The sequence below is a fragment of the Erwinia tracheiphila genome (assembly GCF_021365465.1).
Classification (GTDB): Bacteria; Pseudomonadota; Gammaproteobacteria; order Enterobacterales; family Enterobacteriaceae; genus Erwinia; species Erwinia tracheiphila.
This window is the reverse complement of the sequence record NZ_CP089932.1, coordinates 1,621,285-1,643,261: the sequence shown is the minus strand read 5'-3', so window position 1 is coordinate 1,643,261 and position 21,977 is coordinate 1,621,285. Positions and strand designations below refer to the sequence as shown.

Genomic DNA, 21,977 nt, shown 5'->3' with positions numbered 1-21,977 from the left:
ATTTTCGCGCTTTATCAAAAAAAGTTTAAGACACTGGCCTTTGATGGTAAAACCACTCTTTGCATTTTTGCGACATACAGAGCGCATGCCAACCTGGAACCTGCAAGATTATGAGTAAACTCATTCAGATGGAACGCGGCGTTAAGTACCGTGATGCAGATAAAATGGCCCTGATCCCGGTAAAGGCGGTGGTCACAGAACGTGCTGAAATTTTACGTAAGCCGGAGTGGATGAAAATCAAACTCCCGGCAGATTCCAGCCGCATTCAGGGCATTAAGGCTGCCATGCGTAAAAATGGCCTGCACTCTGTCTGTGAAGAGGCTTCTTGCCCTAACCTTGCAGAATGTTTTAACCACGGCACTGCCACTTTCATGATTCTGGGCGCTATATGTACGCGGCGCTGCCCATTCTGCGACGTGGCGCATGGTCGTCCGGTAGCACCTGACACCAATGAGCCAGAAAAGCTGGCACAAACCATTGCTGATATGGGCCTGCGCTACGTGGTTATAACTTCTGTTGATCGCGATGATCTTCGCGATGGCGGTGCTCAACATTTTGCAGATTGTATTCGCGCTATACGGGCTAAAAATCCGACCATAAAAATCGAAACACTGGTACCCGACTTTCGTGGTCGCATGGATCGTGCACTGGATATTCTTAATGCCACGCCACCGGATGTTTTTAACCACAATCTCGAAAACGTGCCACGTGTTTATCGCCAGGTTCGTCCCGGTGCAAATTATGAGTGGTCCCTGAAACTTCTTGAACGCTTTAAAGAAGCACACCCGGAAATCCCAACAAAATCCGGTCTGATGGTCGGACTGGGGGAAACCAATGCCGAGATTGTTGAAGTCATGCGCGATCTTCGTCGTCACGGCGTGACCATGCTGACGCTCGGACAATATTTACAACCCAGTCGTCATCACCTGCTCGTGCAGCGTTATGTGAGCCCTGCGGAATTTGATGAGATGAAAACCGCAGCGATAGAAATGGGCTTTACCCACGCGGCCTGTGGCCCCTTCGTTCGTTCTTCATACCATGCAGATATGCAAGCCAAGGGTCTTGAGGTGAAATAACCAGACGCTATCCTGATTTTCTTTAGTTACATCTGCTTACACAAAGACACCGCCCCCTAAAAGGGGGCTTAAACACCACCTTTCCAGTCCGAGCTGTATGTGCCTTTCTTCTTCCTCTTTGGCAACCTTGTCCTGGTACCGCACATACCTTCGAATTACTTCTTCTTTTGCACCCACCGAATCCACAAAATACCCTCTTTGCCAAAAGTGGTTACACTAAAGCTTGTGCTTCCTGAGATAAGGAAACTTCGCGAACAGCCTGATGGCCGTTCGCCCTTTCACAAATCCCATCAACTCAGAAACACTCAAGCCAGGCGGCGTCCTCACCACCAGATGCATATGATATATCTCCACATTTAGCTCAACTACTGTGCATTTTTGGGACTTCCCCGATCATGGTGGGAGACTCAGAACGCCATGTTCAGCTTCCCGTAGTGGAACATTACGCCCAGCTTGAACCGTTCTTTATTCCTGAAGCCCCGTGACTTGATCCTCAGCAACCGTATTTTACTGTTCAGAGACTCCGCATTGCCGTTCGATACCCGGTTTTTCATCGCATTCAGAATGCCGTAAAGCCGCTTTGCCACCATGCGGGCAATGCTGACCATGAGTGGTATGCCGGTGTCTTTAGCCATCGCCATCCATTCCTGCCACAACTTACGGCTATGGTCGTCATAGCGGCGGTGCCACAGATCGCGGGCAAGCTCTTTCATTACCCAGCACTGGTTCGTTTGCGGTAACACCAGCCGGGCAACTTCTAACCTCTCAGCGCGGCGCCCAAAGCGATTTTGTTTGCTGTAAAACCATAAGTAGCGTGAGCGGTGGGCGTCTTTCCTGTCTGACGACGGGATCTGTTTCATCTCAGCCTGACGGGTTTTATCAACGATGGCGCACAACATTTTTGCCACATGGAAGTGATCGAAGGCGATTTTATCCACGGCATTGGGGAGATGGATGCGTGCAGCACTGATATAGGCCGTGTTCATGTCCATAGACAGCGTTTTTATCTCTTCAAGCTGGTGATCTCTCAGGCTACGCAGATAACTGGCAAGACTTTCTACACCGCGATCGTCGGTCAGTTGCAAAGCGCGTCCCTGCCTGTCAGAGATAACGGTGACGTACTGGTGTCCTTTTTTGAACCCGACTTCATCCACGCAGAGATGACGGGCCGATAAGGGTTGTTTTATCCGGGCCAGGCCTCGTTTTACTGCGCGCATCATGATGCCGTCCACGGCATTCCAACTGAGTTTGAGCTGCTTTCTGACAGCATCCACGGTGCTAATTTTCAGCCATGAAAGAACAAAGGCTTCGAACAACAGGGTGTAGCGGCTGCCTGGCCCCGCCCACGGAACCGGCAGTGTCTGGCAACCGTGCTCGGGGCAGTCAATGCGGGGTACATCAGCTTCAACCAGCGTGGTGAATTGACAGGTATCGAGGTGACGCCATTTGCGACGCCGGTGGTCATGTATGGGGCAGGATTTACCGCATGTTGGACAGGTCAGTTGAGTGTGCCCGACAATGCCGACAATCACAGTCACTGAACCAGATTTTTCATCAAGAGAAAGGGATTTTACCTGCCACGGTGCGGACAGGTTAAGGATATGGGCATAGAGGGACTTTTCGTCCATGGCAGACTCCTCAGAAAATCAAGACTGCCATCATAATGCCCTTAGCCACCACAACAGGGGAAGACCCGCATTTTTTCATATTGCTGTAAATGTAGATGCTGCGGTAAACCTCTTTACCGAGATGACCTTTGAGGATTTTGTATCTGTACTTCGGTGTCCATACAAGATGATACTGACAGCGATAGAATACGTGGGAAGCGGATTCATATCTGCTCATGCTATTTACTCCTTGATTTGCTGGTAACAAACCGGGGCAGTATTTAGCATGGGCATTCTACCGGCAAAGCCCCACATGAACGATCACCACCTCCACAGGAGGTGGTTTAGTGTTGATAATAAAAAACGGATGACGACGTCATCCGTTTTTTCTGCCTTTGCAGCGATTTACTCTTTGTGAGCAACCTGTTCGGCGGGCTTATCTTCTTCAACCTGCGTTTTTTTAGCGGAAGCGTCGTCGTCGCTCATGGCTTTTTTAAAGCCTTTAATGGCAGCCCCCAAGTCGCCCCCTAAAGAGCGCAACTTATTGGTTCCGAACAGCAATACAATCAGAGCACCGATCATCAGCAGCTTGACAATACTGATACCTTCCATTACGCACCTTCTTATTTAATCTGAACCAATGACAAAACCGATAACAGTAAAGTGTATTAACTCGCACATTCCACGTCAATACAACCGCAATCTGTAACAGAGTAATATCTGCGCAGAGCAGTGATAACGGCCGCCAGATAAAAGGGTTTGACGCTTAACAGAACGGTTTCACACGTTAAAGATTTTTTGTCTGATAAATCCGGGCAATATGGAAAACCTAAAAGGTATTTTTTAATCGAAAAACGGTACTGGTACCTCTTCATTAACGTTGACTATGTTTGCTGACGCTGACCGTAAATACGTAACAGGAAAAATCCTTTTTCAGTACCGCTAATAATTCAGGTTTAAACACCGTCAAGGGGTCGTATCACCGTGTTTTTATCAAGTTCAGGAGCAGTAAAACGTCGGTTTTGCAGTACTGGAAGTTGACTCCGAGCATAAGTGAGGCGTGCTGGATCAATATCGGCAAAAATCAATGCCGGTGCTTCAGCCGCCCTTGCAACGATCACCCCAAACGGGTCAACCACCAGGCTATTACCAATATTGCGTGGGCCGCATTCACCTGCTGCCACCATGTAGCAAGTGTTTTCCAGCGCACGGGCTGCCACCAGCAACTCCCAGTGCATTTCTTTCAGTGCTCCCTTGACCCATGCAGCAGGCAACACCAGCACATCTGCACCATCCAGCACCAATCGCCGGGCCAGTTCAGGAAAGCGGATATCGTAGCAGGTCATCAGACCAACATTGATACCAGCAACAGTGATTAACGGTGGCACGCTGTTGCCTGCGACCACGTTACGCGATTCCTGCATATTAAAAGCATCATAGAGATGTAGCTTGTCGTAACGACCAATGATTTCCCCATCACGCAGTACAATCAATACGTTCAACACCTTGCCATTAGCATTGGGAACATAAACAGTCATTATCGTGGTCAGCTGATTACCCCGGCTTGCTGCACAGACCGCAGTAACAATAGATCCATTGAGAGGCTGTGCAGCTGTAACGCCCCAGTCTGGATCGATATTATCACGGGCCAATACGCTTTCAGGTAATACTAGTAAATCGGCACCACCCACCAGCGCCTGCACCATAAGAGAAATGACAGTAGCCTGATTCTGATGCCAGTCACGACTCACTGCGAATTGCCCCGATGCAACTTTCATTAACCTGCTCCTTAATGGCCTCAGAAAAATCAACCCTAGACGCCGAAAGAATACGCCAGGAATTACTCGCTAAAAAACTTCACCACTATGGGGTCGTGACGCAGACTTGCTGATAACGTATGCTTTGCGCTTTGGATGTAACATATGGCTAAAGTTGATGTCGTCTGCCCTCAGTGCAATGAAACTCATGCTGTACGATGTAACGGACATTCAGCATCCGGTGCCCAACGTTAGATCTGCAAGCATTGTTCAAAGACCTTTCTGCTCAACTTTAGCTACTCCGGTGCCAAACCAGACACACACCAGACCATTGTTAATATGGCCATGAATGGTTACGGATGTCGCGATACCGCACGGGTTCTCGGTATCAGCCTCAATACGGTTCTGCGGCACGTAAAAAAATTTCGCCAAAGCAGGTAGCTGAGAATATCGACCCCGAAACGGAGGTTGTTATCTGCTGTGAAGCCAGTGAACAATGGTCTTACGTGCGGTGTAGAAGCAATCCCCGGTGGTTGTTCTATGCTTATGACCGTATCCGCAAACGTGCTCTGGCCCACGTCTTCGGCCCGAGAAATGCCCCGACCCTGCGACGATTGCTGGCTCTGTTAAGCAAATTTAACATTGCCTTTTATATGACAGATGCCTGGCCGGTTTATAAAGTTCTGTTAAGTGCAACAGGCCACGTGGTGAGCAAGAAATATACCCAACGGACAGAACGGCATAATCTTAATCTTCGCACACATATCAAACGACTGACCCGCAGAACAATTTGCTTTTCGAAGTCAGAGGAAATGCACGATAAGATCATCGGTTGGTATCTTACTCTTCATCATTATCAATAAATCTGCGTCACGACCCACTATGGGGTAATACAAAGGTTATTATCTGATATAAACGTCAAAATCATTTGCAGAAACATACGCTGGCAAAAATTACCGATCCAAGACTTTAATAAGATAATGTGGCGATTCATTGTAATCTTCACGAGCATAAAACATATTTGCCTTGATTCGATGTTCATGGCAATGCACTTCCATATGATCGCATCCCCGCTGACGAGCCAGGTGCTCCGCATAATGTAATAGCTGCTGCCCAACCCCCTTACTGCGCTCGCCTTCACCAATACAAAAATAGCTTATCCGGGCAAAATCTCACGCTAATGCTAACTGTGGAATAAAATGAAGCGATAAAAAACCCAGTACGGTCGCACCGTCTGCAACAATCAGGAATTGTTCAGTACGATCATTTATTAACTGTGCAAGACGCGCAGAGATAAAATCCTCATTATTTTCGTAGCCCAGCTCGTCCAGCAGAGCGCTCAGTGCATAGCTGTCATTTTCATGGGCGAGGCGAATATTCATACACTTTATCCAGATTTTCGCTCACAAAACAGATGTGACGTGTTTTCTTGTAAATGATACCTCGCATAAATAACACAGGATTAACACAATATCATGGCAAAAAACCTGTCGTTGTTATGAAAACGGAATACTTCATAACACAATCCACCTTTAATGTTGCCTGAATAACCCTGTGGAATATTCTTATCACAGAATACTTCCGGGGCTTGAGATAATGCTTTTTTATCCAAATGCTCTGGTAAATAATTAGCACCGCTATAGCCATCCAGGCTTTCTTATGCTGTCTGGAACACGCTTCTCACACTGTAATTTTAACCTGCTAAACAAAAAAACAAAAAAACCCGCCATAGGGGCAGGTTTTAAAATTCTGTCTGATAACTTAAATAGCGGCAACGTTAGCAGCAGATGGGCCTTTGGCACCGTTGGTGATTTCGAACTCTACACGCTGACCTTCAGCCAGAGTTTTGAAACCGTTGCTCTGGATGGCAGAGAAGTGTACGAACACGTCTTTGCTACCATCTTCAGGAGTAATGAAACCGAATCCTTTGGACTCATTAAACCACTTAACGCTACCTTTGATCTTAGACATCTATATTACCTTTACATGAAAAATGGACACTAAACTGTGTCGGTGTTTAGTACAGCAATTGCCGAGGCTTTTGTCCAGTAGTCGTAACGAAAAAAGTGATAAATATCGCTTTTCCTTCATATCTCTCATAATTTCAGCTGCTTCACCTCATTAAAACTGCCAGCGAAACCAGGCAAAGTACACATTTCCATTATTGTAAGTACCCGGAATATAGGTCATCTGGAAAGTGGCTTTGCTATAACCTACAGAAGCAAGCGGCAGCACTGCCGGAATAGGGATGTACTTCCAGTTGTCACGCGCGGTGACCCCGGCAGTGTAGCCGAGGCCTAAGCGAAAATTTTGATCGTTTAGAGGTCGCCAAATTTTTTCCCAGCCAAAACCGATAAATGGCTCCCACTTATTAAACGAGTCTTTGAAAGCCATTGCATACAGCCCATTCCAGTTACCATTCTCATCAAAACGCGACTTCCCAAGGCCAATCCCCCAGGGTCGCTCGTTGTAACGGTCTGTTTTATCTCTGTCGTAAGCCAGACGATTATGCCAGGTAATTGCTGGAACATACAGATCACAGCACGGTGCATCACTCCATGTATCGCTCACTTTATTACTGAAATATTGCCAGTTCGACGTGATAATTCCGGTAAAACGTTGAGCATGAGCTTCATTTATATTGGCAAGCTCTGTACATGCGACCATTACAGGCAAGAAAAGTCTGAACAGCTTCACCACATTAACACCTGGTATCAATTGCAAATGCATAAAATCCATAACGAAAAAAAGAATAATATTTGGGCGTAATTATTATTGTAATCATTCTGTTAGACAACTGATAAATGCTAAAAAATTATATTTCAGATATTTATTATCCCCTTTTATTGTCTGAGCCTAAAAACTACTTTCAAATCATTAAGTTACTGTAAGTATAACCAACAAAAACATAATATAATTTAGACAAATAATTCACCAAAGTCATAAAAATGACACAAATCATTTTTATGACTAAGAAAAGATGCAGAGCGCAAAAGCAAAATAAATATCAACAAACAAATCTTTTTTATCGAAAATTTTACATTTTTAAGAATGAGCCTATTGATTAGCCGTTATAAATCATAAAATTAAACCCAGACAGACTACTGGATAATTAATTAACAATATTTATCGATAACAAGTTATTTTTTGGTAAAATCGTCCACTTATCAGGAATGATAGGGTAAGGATCACACGCATGAAAATACGGTGCTGGAAATGCGGTCATAGAAGGATTGTGTTTACAACGCAAGGGGATCGGTTTGGAAATCATCACGGTGCAGTGTGTGCCCACTGCAATAATCCCATCACTCTCAGGGACTGTTATTTCAATGCTAAAATGCCGCTAAAAAATGATGGAAACAGCACTTCTGCACAGGAGTCGGAACTGGATAACAAAAAATGTCATTTACCAGCAGCCCGGCTCCACTGGAATGATAACTCACAAACAAAATAGATTTAACATTTAAAAACAACAAGTTAGATGAACACGCAATCGTTAGTAGTCAAAGAATAAAAATAATCGCGATCACCCATAGAATAATTTTCATACATCTTTCCTGAATTGTAATGACATTATCAATGACTATTCAACACAGCAAACCTAAGCATAGAACCAAAGTATAATTCTGCCGTTCTTAAAATCACCTGACGAAATGACGTTGACAAAAATCTTGCGAAAAAGTCACATCAACTTAGCCTGTCCAGAATGGCCTCATCCGGTCGCAGGGGATAAATGCCGCGCTTGTGTCGACGACTGACCAAAAATACTGGCATTGCAAGGAAAAGCAGTAAACTTCCTGATACGCCACATACAAACATGCTGACCGCCCCAGCCCATCCTTCGCCAACGGTCAAACCAGCAACAACCAATGACAAAATAAAAAAGAAAAACAGCGTCATTGTAACCGGCAAAATATTATTGATATCCATCTCACTGAGCACCATTTTTACTGGTTTTACCGCTCTCTTTCTACTTCTTTTTCGGCTCTTATATTTACTGTCACTGTTTCCAAATCAACGCAGGGCGCAACAAAATTCCCCGTTGATTGAGGATCGTACAACTCGTCAAAAACCAGGTTTACACGTGGAAAAGTCGGCGGCCAGGTCGCACTATGCACACCATATGCACTCAACGCAGGTAAGGTAATGCGAGGCCAGTGAACAACCTGTAAATAGCGATCGTTAAACACCGCCCAACGCTGACGTATGGCACCTTTATTAACATGATAGAGTTTGAATCGGTCAGCTGGCGGATAGTTAAGATAACTGACATGTGCAGTGATAAATGGAATCTCTTTCTGGCGACAATAATTAACGCGGCTTTATCCTTCTGCTGCTAAATAGCTGCGCCTGATACCGCTACACTTTTGCCAGACCATGTTTCCCGCCGGGGAAGGGGCTGGCCGTTTCCATAAAGTGACAAACTTTTCTCCGCAGTGACCACATTGAACGGCACTGATCATTCCCGGTTATCGTGTCGTGAAGCGCCTGTTATAACCGTTCAACGCGGGTCACCCACGGCGGGTAAATCACGCTGAACTTCGGGGTCGCTTTCAGCCGGCGCTGAACTTCACGGCTCTTGTGGATGATGTCGTTATCAACGATCAGTGTGATTGTTTTTGCATACCGGTAACCTGCCTTCAGGTGCTTAAACAGGTTGATAAAACAGCGCCGAACTTTTGCTATTACCGCCAATGTAGCTGACTTTACCTGTGCCACTATGCCGTGCGCCTGCCAGATAGTATTTTTTATTCTGACCGGGTGTTACCACCCGTTTTTGTTGTGCGCGGACCTGCCAGTCTGCACCGATTTTTGGGCTGAGATGGATATCCACCTCATCTTCGTAAAACACAGGATGCTCCCGGCTGCGCTTCACCCGCGCCGTGTTTATTGCCGCCATTTTCTCTTCTTTGTGTGGGGTGCGGACCTGCGCCACACCACACCGCCTGTCGGCAGTCAGCGACGGACTATCCCGGCATGTAACTGACAGCCAGTTATCTCGTTGATTTTTATTGCCAGAAGCGCAGTGCTCCAGTGTGAACGCTGATAACCAGAATCACCGGGAAAGTGCTTTATCAGTTCACGTAACAATGTGCAGATATGTTCGTAAGGCCAGCGGCGGCCAATCACTCGCTCTGCCGGCACCCGGAATATGTCCAAAGACTCCTTTCCAGTCGGCAGTAAAGCAAAAGGAAAAATTTTACTAAGAAAGGTTAGCGCGTCATCAGGACAGTCCCATTCACCACTCGACTCCATGCCGTGAAGATTTGCGGTAAACTCACCCCAGCCGGTTTTGCCCAGCAAATCAATTTTATATTTCGTTCTGGCAAGCCCTTCACCAAGCCGAAGAATTGCTTCAGGAGTGCCCTTAAGGGAGAGTTCCGGCACTTCAGAAACAACATCATTTTGTTCACTTCCCATACTTCCCCCCCAAATAGTTCAATATAGTGAAATGAATTAAACCGCTTAACGGAAAAAGCACCCGGAACGAACAAAAGTCGCCAACTCCGCATAAAATAAAATAAAATCGTCTGATAAAAGTCCTGCAAAATGCTTTTATGGACGCGCCCGCAGATGCCGTTGGTCTGTGGGGACATCGCCTTCGTTTTCGTATGGGCGATATCGTTGATGGCCAGATAAAGCTGGTAATCATGCTGCTCCACCTTACCACAGTACTCCGTTCCCCTGTCGGTCAGTCTTCTCAGCACCGGCAGCCCCTGAGCCTCACAGAACGGCAGTCGGCGGCAATGTTCGGCGTTTTACTCGTATACCGCTTGCAGTGTGCCACTTTCGGGTACGTATCCACGAACGGCTGCGGGTAGATACGGCCCACACCCTTTCAGATCGCCAGCACAGAAGGTGTCCTGCGACCCGGGATAGCCCGGGTGAGCGGTCTCGATTTCGCCGCTGGCCTCATCATCATGCGCCTTTTTCTCCAGCGCGGCGATTGGGGCACCGGTAAGCACGATGGCTTCTCTGACGAGCTTTTCCTCAGGCGCCTTCAGGCGTTTACGGAAGTTCTCCAGGTCGTGTCGTTGCCAGATGGCGCGCACGCTGCTGCCGGAGGTAAACACGCCTTTTTTACGCAGCTCATCACTGGTCCGGTGCTGCCCGGGGGCCGGGAACTCAACGGCATATTCAACAACCGCGCGTTCAGTGGCTTCGTCGGCGCGGTTCGTCAGGTTGGGACCCCGACGGTTCTGGTTAACCAGCGCGTCAATGCCGCCTTCAGCAGCCAGTTCCTGATAACGGTAGAAGGTGTCGCGTGACACGCCCGTGCTCTTGCAGGCTGTTGAGACGTTACCGGGTTATTCGGCGAGATTGAGCAGGCCGGCTTTGTGTTTGATGATGGGATTGTGAGTATGGAGCATGAGGGTGACCTCGCGTTTTGTTTAAGGTTTCGACACCCATATCAAAACCGGTAACCCTCAATCTTTCAGGGTCCGGTGTCAGATTACGTCGCGACTAATACAGTTAATCAGACGTCCACAGCCAGCAACAATTGAAACATGTGATATCAGCGAGGTATCGGATACACAGCAGGAGGGCTATCTGCATAACATCAAAGGCAAGCTGGTGGGATTCTGGACGTCGGAGCTTTACGGACATATTTCTGTCCATGGCTTTCATTTTATCGATGAAAAACAGCAGATAAGTGGTCATGTACTATTTTACCATGCTGAAGAAGCAATAGTTAGCTATGAGGAAAGCAGACCATAGAGATTACTAATCCTGCCAGCGATAAATATAAAAATCTTGCTATTAACGTGGCAGAACTGGATGAAATTATTGCACGGATAGAAAAATAACCCGCAATACCTGATAGCACATGCCCGACAACCCAGCTTCAACAGCCAGCGATCAGGCTGTCAGGCGCTCGCTACATTTTTGTTAACTTACAGCCTGTTCTGACAGCATGAACACGAAAGCGGCACGTTATTTCGAAGTGAACGCTCTCTCAGAGGGGACAAACTGACTTTGCAGCAACAATATCAAGAGGCCAGGCTGTTTGTCAGAGGCTATTTCTGGACAAGGTCGGCCTGCCAGGGCTGAAAGAACCGTGAAAAATACGCGTTCTGTTGCGTAAGTTCCAGTATCGGCCCCTGATAAAAAATAAGGAAGCCACGGTATTTATTGCTCGCTTTTTGTCGGCGCTGGCCAGCAAACCAGCAGCAAACCGCAAAAAATCATCAAGACCCCTACAAGTTTCGCCCACTGAAACACCTCATTCAGTTCTGGCAAAAGCATTGCCATTGCCCACACCATAACATAGCTAAGACTCAGTAAAGGATAAGCTTTACTGAGCGCCATTCGTTGCAGCGCGAGAAACCAGCAAAACATGGAAAGCACATAAGCCAGAATACCGCAAGCCAGCCCGAGCGTGGCGGGTGAACATTGCAAAAGGTCGTTAACAAACAGCGAAATATCGCTGACGGACGGCAGACGCATCATCGACCAACGCATCAGCAACTGCGCCCCACTGACCAACAGTACACTGCATAACGCCAGTAAAACGCCCATCAGGCAAACATCCCCATCACCGCCACGCCTGCCACAATCAGGCCAATACCCAACCAATGGCGCAGCGAAACCGGTTCCTTCCACAGCCAGCGAGCCGCAAGTACCACCAGAATAAAGTTTACGCTTAACATCGGGTAAGCCACACTAACCGGAACATGCTGTAGCACCCGTAACCACACCAGCATGGCGCAACCCAGCAGTAGTACGCTCAGGCTTAACCAGCACAGCAGATGTTTTTTTCCTTTCAGCAGGGCATGATACGCGGCCTGCTTCTGGCAGAGTTGCCCGCTACAGCTCAACAGACTGGAAAGCAAAATCAGCAGCAGATTCATGGCGTCTGATTGTACTGGTACATCACTATTCTTCCTTGTCGGTGAGTGAAATCGGCTTTGGGCAAATAAGGCTCATGGCCTTCATCACTACGCGATAACAGCAAAACCAGCGTAACCTGACCTTCATGACGATGTTTAGCCAACCACTGCGGGAAATCCGGTCCGGCAACAAATTTATCCTGAGCATCAGCATAGCTCAGGCCGTACTGCATTTCACCTCGCTGCTGATAGAGTATAATGTCGCTGCGCCGTAGCTCCCACGCCAGCCCCGATGCAATCCCGGGATTATTTGCCAGCAGAAAGCGGCTGGTGCCAATTTCGCTTTTAATTTCCTGAATAAACTGCTGCGGCTGTTTGGAATCCACTATTTTGTCCGGTATCACAAACCCTACCACCAGCGCCAGCCCTAACGGACACAATGCGGACCATGCCCAGCGCTCTGACGATGCGCTAAGGGTGAGAAAACCGCATGCGGCCCACAGCAGAAATGCACCTCCTGCAAGCACCACTTTGAGAAGCTCGTGATGACCGTAAAGAGAATGTTTTAACAGACTCCATGGGGCAAGGAAGCCGATAATGGTAATAACACAAAGCAGCCCAAACGCCAGATTGATCCAGCCATTAACCCATAGCGCCCTTCCCTGACGGGCGACAAGCAACATTGCCTGCCGTGCCATCAGAGCCGCCAGCGGTGCAAAGCAAGGCAGGATATAGGTTGGCAATTTACCTTTTGCGATGCTGAAAAAGATCAGCGGCATCACCACCCAACTCAGCAAATAAAAACTGCCGCTGTTTTCATTACGGTTACACCAGCCATTGCGAAGTGCTCCCGGCAATAGCGCGAGCCAGGGCAGACACCCCAACAGCAAAATCGGCAAGTAATACCAGAAAGGTGCCTTGTGCTGCGCATTGTCTTCAGCGAATCGCTGAATATGCTCAACCCAGAAAAAGTAGTGCCAGAAATCCGGCTCACGTTGTGCAACGGCGATTGCCCAGGGTGCACTGATTATCACCGCGCCCACTACCGCCAGCAGACCAAACTTTAGCAAGGATATAAAACGTTTCTGCTGGATAGCCCAGGGAACGATGGCCACCACCGGCACCGCCAGCGCCAGAAACCCTTTCGTCATAAAGCCCATACCGCAGGCGAAGCCCATTAGTAGCCAGGCGAACACCTGTTTGCGAGTGGTTGTCGCGTTTGTTGCCAGCCAGTAGCAGCACATAGCCGCTGTCAGCCACATCGTGATCATCGGGTCGAGTACAGCGTAGCTGCCAATGCCATAGACCAACAGGCTGGAGAGGAAGATCACTCCGGCCATCAAGGCAGTAGTACGGTCGCGCCAGATGCGCAACGTCAGCCAGTAAACCAGGAGCGCCGTAAGGGTGGTGGAAAACACCGAGCCAAAGCGCACTGCAAAATTATTGTGACCAAAAATCAATTGACTAAGATTATTAATCCAGTAGCCAGCAATTGGTTTTTCAAAATAACGGAGATCAAAGAAATGCGGAACAACCCAGTTGCCGCTAACCAGCATCTCCCGGCTAATCTCGGCATAACGGGTCTCATCCGGTTGCCAAATGTGGCGAAATTCCAGGGGAATCAAATAATAAAGAGAAAAAAGAACCAAAAGGAGAAAGCCATTTCTCATCATTTTCATAAAAATTACTCAACTGATTGCTGGCATCCAAGCCATCCTTCACGGCCAGGGAGACTACCCCGGACAATTTTTCCTGTCGGCAGGATGGAGAGATCGTCAGGCAGCAGTTCACTCAGAGGACAAAACTGGATACCTGCCTGATTTGCCAGCGTTAACAGATCGCTGAACAACTCGCTCATCACAATACCCTCCACTTCAGCATGAATGGTATAAACCGGCGTGCCGCGGTCCTGCAGAATCTGGTCAATAATAAAAGCATTAAAATTTTCTTTACTGACCGAAGAACCCACCACTTCATCCCAGGTTGGCAGCGTCACCGGAATCTGCACCGTACCAGTGCTACCATCATCCAACAGCGGCAGAAAAGGCGTACTGCCACGACAATCGCTATTGTAGTGGAAACAGAAGCCCTGCTTGGCTTCAACGACGCGCTGGTCAGCGCGCCATCCCGCGACGGCAGAGCAGGTTACCGGCTGCCCGGAAATAACACTTAGCGCATCACGTCCCAGGCGGATCTGTCGGGTCAACTGTTCTGGCGACCAGACGCCTGCCCAGGTTTGCCAGGCAAAATGATCCCATGCATGCAGCCCAACCTCATGATGATCCACCGTCGCATTAATGATCTCAGCCAGCTCTTTGCCAATATTACGGCCAGGCCAGGCGGTACCCGCCAGCAAAATATCCCAGCCGTATAGCGATGCGGCATTCGAGCGCAACATTTTCCACAGAAATTTAGGCTTTAACAGGCGCCACAAGTGGCGCCCCATGTTATCTGGCCCAACGCTGAAGAAAAAAGTGGCCTGAGTGCGATGTAAGCTGAGAATTTCCAGTAGCCTGGGAACACCGTCACGGGTGCCACGCCAGGTATCAACATCTATACGGAGGCCAACTTTTCTCATTGGTTTTCTTCCACGCCATCAGCGGTGCGCAGGAAGAAATCCAGCGTATTATCAATGGTTTTATCCATAGTTACCGTTGGCGTCCAGCCTAACAGACGACGGGCGTTGCGAACAGCCGGCTTACGGTGCTCGACGTCCTGATAGCCTTTACCATAGTAGCTGCTGCTTTCCACGTCGCGGAAGCCGGCAAACGGTGGGAACTGGTTACGCAACGGATGGCGTTCGAAGCTCTCCAGAAGCTGTTCAGCCAGCTCTTTGATGCTCGCTTCATTCTCCGGGTTACCAATGTTAATGATCTGTCCGTCACAATTGTTGTTTTTGTTCTCAATAATGCGGAACAACGCTTCCACGCCATCGCTGATATCGGTAAAACAGCGTTTCTGTCTGCCACCGTCGATCAACTTAATCGGCGAGCCTTCCACCAGGTTAAGGATGAGCTGGGTGATGGCGCGTGAGCTGCCAATACGTGCGGCATTGAGGTTATCAAGACGCGGGCCCATCCAGTTAAAGGGACGGAACAGCGTGAAACGCAGCCCTTCCTTATCGCCATATGCCCAAATCACCCGGTCCAACAGCTGTTTGGAAACGGAGTAGATCCAGCGCTGCTTATTAATAGGCCCGACCACCAGATTGGAGCTGTCTTCATCGAAGTCAGGGTCGTCACACATGCCGTAAACTTCAGAAGTCGATGGAAAGATGACGCGTTTTTTGTACTTAACGCAGTCACGGATAATTTTCAGGTTCTCTTCAAAATCCAGCTCGAAAACGCGCAGTGGGTTTCGGGTGTACTCAATTGGCGTGGCAATAGCAACCAGCGGCAGGATCACATCACATTTTTTGATGTGATACTCGATCCATTCTGAATGGATGCTGATATCCCCTTCCACAAATTGAAAGCGCGGATGACCGATAAAGCGACTGATGGCATCAGAGCCGATATCAAGACCATAAATATCAAAGTCATCATCCTTCAGAAGACGCTCGGTCAGATGATTACCAATAAAACCATTTACGCCAAGTATCAGTACACGGGTACGACGCTTAACAGTGGTTACCGGCTGATTGCTTAACAGTGCGCCGCACACCAGACCGAGCGTTTGTGCCAGCTGGGTGCCCTGCATATAAACGCCGTTTTCACTCTGGCCGGTGACAATTTCCAGTGCACCCTCACCGCATGCAACAATCAGTGGACTGACTGACAGCACCGTACCGGCTTTTGCCGCAGGCTGATCCTGACGGACCTTCCCCTTCCAGACGATAAATTTGGCGGAACCCACATAGCCAAACGCACCCGGCCACGGCTCTGTCACCGCCCGCACCAGATTATTGACGACACTAGCCGACAGCGACCAGTCAATGCGACCGTCTTCAGGCCTGCGCCGACCCACAACGGTCGCCTGAGAGTGATCCTGCGGGCTGGCGGTAAGCTGGCCCGCCTTCAATGCTGGCAATGCGTCAGCCAGCAGCGTTTCCGCTGTCGCATTTAATTTACGATGCAGCGTCAGTGCATTATCGTCGGCAGAAATCTGTACTTTTTCCTGCACAAGGATATCACCGGCATCAGCACTGGCGGTCATCCGATGCAGGGTCACGCCGGTTTCGCTTTCGCCATTGACCAGAACCCAGTTTAACGGTGCACGTCCACGGTATTTAGGCAGCAGCGAACCATGCAGATTGAATGCTCCGGCAGGTGCGCAGTTAAGGATCTTTTCACACAACAAATTGCGATAATAAAAAGAGAAAATAGCCTCCGGGGCCATCGCACGGATGCGGTCAATCCATAACGGGTGATTGACGTCTTCCGGGGCAAACACCGGGATATCAAGATCGGCTGCCGTGCGGGCTACCGAAGCAAAAAAAGGATTCTCAGCGGCTGAATCAGGGTGTGTAAAAATAGCTTCAATTTTATAACCAGCCTTAACCAGCGCATTGAGACCAATGCACCCCATATCGTGGTAGGCAAAAACAACTGCTTTCATTATTTGTCGTCCTCAGTAGAGACGGGATGGGAAGCGTTGATCACACGCTGAATAAAGTAACGGGGACGGGCACGAACATCGTTATAGATACGTCCAATGTATTCACCCAGCAGCCCCATGCCAACAAATTGTGCGCCGATAAAAATAAACAGTACGGCAAAGAGCATGAATACGCCGTCAGCAGCCCAATGCGGACCCAAAAACAGGCGCAGGCAGATCAACAACAGAGAAAAAGCAAACCCGGCCAGCGCAATCAGGCTACCCACCACACTAAGCATACGTAACGGCGTAGTAGTCAGACAGGTCACCAGATCATACATCAGATTAATCAGACGCATCAGGCTGTATTTCGAGTCGCCAAACTCCCTTTCAGCATGCATGACCGGGATCTCAATCGCCCGACGGGCAAAGGTATTGGCAAGAATCGGGATAAAGGTACTACGTTCATGGCAATGCAACATGGCGTCAATGATATGACGGCGATAAGCACGCAGCATACATCCGTAGTCGCCCATTGCTTTGCCCGTGGTTCGCTGGATCAAATGATTTATCAAACGGGATGCTTTCTTACGAAACCAGCTGTCCTGACGATTCTGACGCACGGTACCCACTACGTCATAACCTTCCTGCGCGGTCGCAACCAGACGCGGGATCTCCTCAGGCGGGTTTTGCAAATCAGCATCCAGCGTGATAATCAAATCACCGCTGACATTGCTGAAGCCTGCCATAATTGCTGAATGCTGACCGTAGTTCCGGTTAAGCAAGACAGCGACAACGTGACTGCCCTCCTCTTCCGCCGCCGCCGCCAGCATGGTGGCTGAGTTATCGCTGCTGCCGTCATCGATCAGCAGAATTTCATAATCCATCGGAAGTAAGGCGCAGGCGTCATTAGTGCGACGGAGTAATTCTGGTAAACTTTCCTGTTCGTTGTAAACGGGAATTACTACGGAAACTTTGTTAATAGGCTGTTCAGCGGTCATGAAATTTCTCAGCGATCTCACGCAGCGCGGTAATTACGCGGCTAACATCGTCATCGGTCATTGTAGGGAATAATGGGATCGAACAGATACGCGGCGAATTCCACTCGGTGGCGGGGAGCGAAAGCTCTGGAAAACGCTCACGATAATATTTCTGGGTGTGCGCCGCACGGAAATGCAGGCCGGTACCGATATTGCGTTCTTTCAGTGCCTGCATCAGTTCATCACGCGTCAGTCCACAGCGCGCCTCATCGACGCGCAGGATAAACAGGTGCCAGGCATGCTGGTGTGAGTATTCCGGCTGGGATAGTGGCAGGAATGGCGTATCGGCCAGCTCACGCAAATAGCGCACAGCAATTTCTTCACGGCGTGCATTAAGCCGGGGCAGTTTTTCCAGCTGTACCAGCGCGATGGCAGCATTAATATCCGCCAGATTGTACTTATAACCAGGAGTGATAACTTCAGCCTGTGGTGACCGACCATGGGTCTGGCGATCGAAAGCATCCACACCTAACCCGTGAAACTTCAGGCTTCGAATACGGTTTGCCAGGGATTCATCATCCGTGACCACCAGACCGCCTTCGGCACACGTCATATTTTTGATGGCGTGGAAGGAAAATATTGCCGTACCGATCGCGCCCACATGGCGCCTTTTATAAAAGGTGCCGGTAGAATGCGCAGCATCGTCAATAACGGGAATACCGTGACGTTTACCGATAGCGTGAATGGCGTCAATGTCTGCCGGTGCGCCAGCATAATGTACAGGGATAATCGCTTTCGTTCGTGGCGTAATCGCCGCTTCAATCAGCGCGGGGGTAACCATCAACGTATCACGGTCAACGTCCACCATGACCGGTTCAGCGCCCAGCAGAGCAATCATGTTCAGAGTGGAAACCCAGGTCAGCGAGGGAGAAATCACCTCATCACCTGCACCAATACCCAGAGCCATCAGTGTGACATGCATCCCCGCCGTGGCAGAACTGACCGCAATGGCATGCTGATTGCCGGTCAGTTCACAGAACGCTTTTTCCAATTGCTGATTTTGGGGGCCGGTGGTAATCCAGCCAGAACGGAGCACGTCACTAACGGCAGCCAATTCATCTTCACCCATCGCCGGACGCGAGAAGGGGAGAAATTCGGACATAATCAAACTTCCTTTAATAGTCACCTGAGTTTACTTTAACAGAATGTGCGATTTACATCGTCCGTTATATTGATAACCATTTGAAATGGTATCAAAGTTATTTCTAACCGTGCCAATAGAAAACGAAAGTTTCGCTGATACTTTTTAACAAACCTTTTGTCCTTATACAGATATGGGGCATTGTGGCATGATGTTAACCGCTCAAGTTCAACGTTTCGCTAACGATAGAGCATATTTCTTAATTGAAAATTAAGAGCTGCAAAGGCAAGTAAAAAGACAGATACCATCAGCAGCTCACGCCTTATGTTAACCACAGAACAAACTGACGATTTTTTATCATTTACAGGGCCTGCCTGATATAAAAATCGTCATATCATTCAGATATATTTGCCAACGTTGTCCCGCCTTACACGCGATACCGTTGACAATATTCCACCAGTCGGTTTTTGCTGGCGTACTAACCAACCGTTCCAGACTCTGACAACGCGTTTGTCAGAATGTGAACAACAAATCTGAATTTGAACAATTCTATCAGATTACCTTAAACAGGCTTCACAATAGGGAATCGTTGCAGCAGAGTCCACCACTGAGAGATTAACAATGGCCACAGGCAATCGGGATATGAAAATGGCATGGTCCATCAACAAAACCGGGGATCATCCCTCCACCATCAATGCTAAAGTTGATACAGACATGTTCAGCGTTAACGTACCGCTGATTAATCTCATCCATGACTGACATAAACGCCCCGAACATTTATGGTAAACAGGCCACAGAAGGTGACCTGGACCATTTTAACTTCCTGTAAGAGGATGTTATCGGTCATCTGATAAGCATTAGCCCTATCCGATCACGGCAGAAAGATTGCCATTATCAATTCACTGTTTTTTCTTCACGACTCTCTCTGTAAGCAATTTATGTTTTCGTCTGTACAGCCGATCCTAAACTAATCACCCGATCAGCCGATTCGATGGTAGATGACCGATGTGCAATGATCACGCGGGTGATATCCAGTGCCGCAATGGCCTGATTTATTAACTGCTCATTTTTCTCGTCAAGATGGCTGGTCGCTTCATCCATAAACAGGATGCGGGGTCGACGGTATAGAGCACGGGCAATAAAAATTCTCTGTCGCTGTCCACCGGATAACCCTTCGCCCAGTTCACCAATTAACGTTTCATAACCCATAGGCAGAGCGAGGATATCCTCATGAATATGTGCGCTTCTTGCACAACGCTCCATCAGTATCTGGTCTGCATGTTCACTAAAGCCAGTAATATTATCCTTCAGAGAACCAGAAAAAAGCCGATCTTCCTGCAAAATACAGGCCACCACCTGTCTGTAAGACCCTGTCCCCATAGCGTTAATATTCTTGCCGTCAGCCATCACCTGACCTTCGGTTGGCTCACTAAGGCCGCAGAGCACCTTCATCAGCGTACTTTTCCCGCATCCCGATGGCCCGGTAATGGCCACGCTTTCTCCTGCACGAATATGCATATTCAGACCGCTAAAAACAGCAGGACTTTGTGCGTCATAACAAAATGACAGCGCCTCCGCCCTGAGAGAGAGCGCACCGTCACCTGCCAGTGGTGGCTTTAAGGAATTTTCAGGCTCCGCCTCACTGAGGGCGATATCCGCTATTCTCTCATTGTGTATTGACAACATCCGCAGCTGGGCAAACAGCCCGGTCAGAGACAAAATCCGGTCCGAAAACAACCCACGGAAAGCACTGAAGGCGACAAATGCGCCAACGGTCATCTGGTTATCCATTACGCGTGAGATACCCAGCCACAGAATCAGCACATTATCGCAGGCGCTGATAAACGCACTCAGCACGTCGAAAAACATATCAAAGCGAGCCAGTTTGAATCCTGTGTTTACGCTATCAGAGACCTGACTAAGCCAGTTCTGTCGGCGACGTTCCGACAATCCCTGCGCTCTGACCGTCGCCATACCAAACAATGTCTCGGTAAACGATGAAGCCGCCCTGCCATTTTTTACCAGCAATTCTTCTGACGTTTGCCGATAAACAGGATAAACCAGCAGCCTGATCAGGACATAAAGCGCAGTGATCGCCACCACAACGGCAGCAAGCCAACCACCGTAAAGACACAGTAGCACCAGCGCACCCACTGACATGATACCGTCAGTCAGTGCACCCGTGATATTGCGGGTAAACGTGGTGCGAATTGCATCCAGCGAACTGAATCGGGACTGGATATCTCCCGTTTGACGCTTTTCAAACCAGATCAGCGGCAGGCGCAAGAGGTGGCGAAAAAGGCCGTCCTTCCACTGAATATCCGTCATGGTGTTCATAATGAGCGAAGTCCAGTTTCGCAGTACGTTCAGTCCTGCCTGCAGCAGGGTGAGCAATAACAGCCCCAGACAGATTATCATCAGCAGACCGCGGTCATCCGCCGGCACGGCATGATCCATAACCATCTGCGTGCCAACGGGCAGTAGCAGACCAATGAACTCAATCATCAGTGAAAGACTGAATATTACTGTTAGTGATGCACGCAGGCCGACAATGTTGCGCGCCAGCCTTGCTGTATGAAGACGCGTTCTCTGTCCTACCTGCGTGAAATCGGCATCGGGCCATATTTCCAGTGCTACCCCGGTAAAATGTTCAGAAAGTTCACGCCGCCCTATCACCCTTCTCCCCAAAGCAGGATCGTGAATGACGCATCTTTCTTTATTCACTTTTACCAGCACAACAAAATGGCTGAAGTCCCAGTGCAGAATACAGGGAAGTCGTATCTCTGGCAGCTCATCCAGATCCAGGGACAACGGACGCGTGGCCATTCCGATCCGGGATGCTATGTTCATCAACTCAGCAAGGGTAGCGCCACGGGAAGAAATACCGTGTGCATGCCGCAGGGAAAGTAAATCAGTATTCTGCCCGAACCATCTTATAATCATTGCAAGGCAGGCCAACCCACATTCAGCCGATTCAGTCTGCAGGATAAGGGGAAAGCGACGACGGAAGCTAAGGTCAAGTCTGTCTGTTATCCACGACATCGGGTC

At 48.7% G+C, this 21,977-nt stretch carries 16 protein-coding genes and 6 pseudogenes; 3 read left to right on the top strand and 19 right to left on the bottom strand.

Annotation, left to right across the window (positions count from 1 at the left end):
* Positions 1-110 precede the first annotated feature (110 nt).
* Positions 111-1,076, top strand: a complete 966-nt coding sequence (lipA, locus tag LU633_RS08670) for a lipoyl synthase (protein WP_016191898.1) — start codon at positions 111-113, stop codon at positions 1,074-1,076.
* 36 nt (positions 1,077-1,112) lie between these two features.
* Here the strand turns inward: lipA and tnpA are convergent.
* From tnpA to LU633_RS08645, 5 genes and pseudogenes are all read right to left on the bottom strand, one after another.
* Positions 1,113-1,457 (bottom strand): annotated as a pseudogene (tnpA, locus tag LU633_RS08665) (IS200/IS605 family transposase); the annotation flags it as partial.
* Between the two features lie 26 nt (positions 1,458-1,483).
* Positions 1,484-2,704: an ISL3 family transposase gene (locus LU633_RS08660; RefSeq protein ID WP_046371806.1), complete on the bottom strand. Its 1,221-nt coding sequence runs from the start codon at positions 2,702-2,704 to the stop codon at positions 1,484-1,486.
* 67 nt (positions 2,705-2,771) lie between these two features.
* Positions 2,772-2,921 (bottom strand): annotated as a pseudogene (locus tag LU633_RS08655) (transposase); the annotation flags it as partial.
* A 167-nt stretch (positions 2,922-3,088) separates the two neighbouring features.
* The gene (gene tatE / locus LU633_RS08650; protein WP_016191896.1) at positions 3,089-3,295 is read right to left on the bottom strand and encodes a twin-arginine translocase subunit TatE; all 207 of its coding nucleotides are present in this window, start codon (positions 3,293-3,295) and stop codon (positions 3,089-3,091) included.
* A gap of 344 nt (positions 3,296-3,639) precedes the next feature.
* Positions 3,640-4,461: a deaminated glutathione amidase gene (locus LU633_RS08645; RefSeq protein WP_016191895.1), complete on the bottom strand. Its 822-nt coding sequence runs from the start codon at positions 4,459-4,461 to the stop codon at positions 3,640-3,642.
* 144 nt (positions 4,462-4,605) lie between these two features.
* On the opposite strand from LU633_RS08645, the pseudogene LU633_RS08635 reads away from it, so the two are divergent.
* Positions 4,606-5,303, top strand: a pseudogene (locus LU633_RS08635) (IS1 family transposase).
* Between the two features lie 90 nt (positions 5,304-5,393).
* Here LU633_RS08635 and LU633_RS08630 read toward each other — a convergent pair.
* From LU633_RS08630 to LU633_RS08605, 6 genes and pseudogenes are all read right to left on the bottom strand, one after another.
* Positions 5,394-5,822, bottom strand: a pseudogene (locus LU633_RS08630) (GNAT family N-acetyltransferase).
* A 379-nt stretch (positions 5,823-6,201) separates the two neighbouring features.
* Entirely contained in the window at positions 6,202-6,411 is a 210-nt protein-coding gene (gene cspE, locus LU633_RS08625; protein WP_004156612.1) for a transcription antiterminator/RNA stability regulator CspE, read from the bottom strand.
* A 150-nt stretch (positions 6,412-6,561) separates the two neighbouring features.
* The gene (gene pagP / locus LU633_RS08620; protein ID WP_016191892.1) at positions 6,562-7,137 is read right to left on the bottom strand and encodes a lipid IV(A) palmitoyltransferase PagP; all 576 of its coding nucleotides are present in this window, start codon (positions 7,135-7,137) and stop codon (positions 6,562-6,564) included.
* A 990-nt stretch (positions 7,138-8,127) separates the two neighbouring features.
* Entirely contained in the window at positions 8,128-8,370 is a 243-nt protein-coding gene (locus LU633_RS08615) for a hypothetical protein (protein ID WP_152664144.1), read from the bottom strand.
* A 429-nt stretch (positions 8,371-8,799) separates the two neighbouring features.
* Positions 8,800-9,585 (bottom strand): annotated as a pseudogene (locus LU633_RS08610) (IS630 family transposase); the annotation flags it as partial.
* Between the two features lie 386 nt (positions 9,586-9,971).
* Positions 9,972-10,811 (bottom strand): annotated as a pseudogene (locus tag LU633_RS08605) (helix-turn-helix domain-containing protein); the annotation flags it as partial.
* A gap of 40 nt (positions 10,812-10,851) precedes the next feature.
* On the opposite strand from LU633_RS08605, the gene LU633_RS26155 reads away from it, so the two are divergent.
* Positions 10,852-11,160, top strand: a complete 309-nt coding sequence (locus tag LU633_RS26155) for an acetolactate decarboxylase (protein WP_082103730.1) — start codon at positions 10,852-10,854, stop codon at positions 11,158-11,160.
* 411 nt (positions 11,161-11,571) lie between these two features.
* Here LU633_RS26155 and arnF read toward each other — a convergent pair whose 3' ends face one another.
* From arnF to LU633_RS08565, 8 genes are all read right to left on the bottom strand, one after another.
* A complete protein-coding gene (gene arnF / locus LU633_RS08600) occupies positions 11,572-11,961 on the bottom strand; it encodes a 4-amino-4-deoxy-L-arabinose-phosphoundecaprenol flippase subunit ArnF (protein ID WP_016191886.1) in 390 nt (129 codons plus the stop codon).
* Positions 11,961-12,293: a 4-amino-4-deoxy-L-arabinose-phosphoundecaprenol flippase subunit ArnE gene (gene arnE / locus LU633_RS08595; protein ID WP_016191885.1), complete on the bottom strand. Its 333-nt coding sequence runs from the start codon at positions 12,291-12,293 to the stop codon at positions 11,961-11,963. The genes arnF and arnE overlap by 1 nt, the downstream gene beginning before the upstream one ends.
* Positions 12,290-13,951 carry a lipid IV(A) 4-amino-4-deoxy-L-arabinosyltransferase gene (gene arnT, locus LU633_RS08590; RefSeq protein ID WP_016191884.1) on the bottom strand — a complete coding sequence of 554 codons (1,662 nt, stop codon included), beginning with the start codon at positions 13,949-13,951 and terminating at the stop codon, positions 12,290-12,292. Before arnT ends, arnE begins: the two co-directional genes overlap by 4 nt.
* Before the next feature lie 5 nt (positions 13,952-13,956).
* Positions 13,957-14,850: a 4-deoxy-4-formamido-L-arabinose-phosphoundecaprenol deformylase gene (gene arnD, locus LU633_RS08585; protein ID WP_016191883.1), complete on the bottom strand. Its 894-nt coding sequence runs from the start codon at positions 14,848-14,850 to the stop codon at positions 13,957-13,959.
* Positions 14,847-16,829 carry a bifunctional UDP-4-amino-4-deoxy-L-arabinose formyltransferase/UDP-glucuronic acid oxidase ArnA gene (gene arnA, locus LU633_RS08580; RefSeq protein WP_016191882.1) on the bottom strand — a complete coding sequence of 661 codons (1,983 nt, stop codon included), beginning with the start codon at positions 16,827-16,829 and terminating at the stop codon, positions 14,847-14,849. The genes arnD and arnA overlap by 4 nt, the downstream gene beginning before the upstream one ends.
* Positions 16,829-17,809, bottom strand: coding sequence for an undecaprenyl-phosphate 4-deoxy-4-formamido-L-arabinose transferase (arnC, locus tag LU633_RS08575; RefSeq protein WP_016191881.1), 981 nt, complete (start codon positions 17,807-17,809; stop codon positions 16,829-16,831). The genes arnA and arnC overlap by 1 nt, the downstream gene beginning before the upstream one ends.
* Complete coding sequence (gene arnB / locus LU633_RS08570; protein ID WP_016191880.1) at positions 17,799-18,950, bottom strand: UDP-4-amino-4-deoxy-L-arabinose aminotransferase; 1,152 nt, start codon at positions 18,948-18,950, stop codon at positions 17,799-17,801. Before arnB ends, arnC begins: the two co-directional genes overlap by 11 nt.
* A 915-nt stretch (positions 18,951-19,865) precedes the next feature.
* Positions 19,866-21,971 (bottom strand): peptidase domain-containing ABC transporter, encoded by a 2,106-nt coding sequence (locus LU633_RS08565; protein ID WP_040465721.1) that lies wholly within the window; start codon positions 21,969-21,971, stop codon positions 19,866-19,868.
* Positions 21,972-21,977: the final 6 nt, after the last annotated feature.